A 483-nucleotide genomic window follows, 5' to 3' on the forward strand; every position below is an offset into this window, starting at 1 on the left:
GACGCAGACGAACTACGAGTTCCTGCTCCAGGTGCAGAAGAAGGCCCGCGCCTGAGCGCTGCTTCCGCACGCGCGGCCCCGACCGGTGTTCGCCGGTTTGGGGTCGCGCCCGGCAGCGACGTAGAATCATCCGTTGGCTCCGGTTCACGTCGGCATCCGCTTGACGACCCGGGCCCCCTCGAGAGGACACCCATGAAGAAGGACATTCACCCCGACTACGTCGTCACCGAAGTGACCTGCACCTGTGGCAGCGTCTTCACGACGTACAGCACCGCGACCGGCGGCAAGATGCACGCCGACGTCTGCTCGCAGTGCCACCCGTTCTACACCGGCAAGCAGAAGATCCTCGACACCGGTGGCCGCGTTGCCCGGTTCGAGGCCCGCTACGCCAAGAAGGCTCCTGCCGCCGAGGCCGACGCCTCCAAGTAGCGACCTCCGAGCGCCGGTTCTGCCCTTCACGGGTGGGACCGGCGTTCGTCATTT

1 protein-coding gene is annotated in these 483 nt (G+C 66.5%); it reads left to right on the forward strand.

Features of this window, described 5'->3' with window-relative positions; translation table 11 throughout:
- Window positions 1-192 precede the first annotated feature (192 nt).
- The gene (gene rpmE, locus ACOADB_RS16165; RefSeq protein WP_378600597.1) at window positions 193-429 is read left to right on the forward strand and encodes a 50S ribosomal protein L31; all 237 of its coding nucleotides are present in this window, start codon (window positions 193-195) and stop codon (window positions 427-429) included.
- Window positions 430-483 lie beyond the last annotated feature (54 nt).

The sequence above is a fragment of the Nocardioides sp. CPCC 206348 genome, assembly GCF_048654705.1.
In the GTDB taxonomy this organism is placed as follows: Bacteria; Actinomycetota; Actinomycetes; order Propionibacteriales; family Nocardioidaceae; genus Nocardioides.

What these genes read in the sequence shown, in the direction of transcription:
- rpmE (WP_378600597.1), top strand. Translation starts at nt 193, where the DNA reads ATGAAGAAGGACATTCACCCCGACTACGTCGTCACCGAAGTGACCTGC.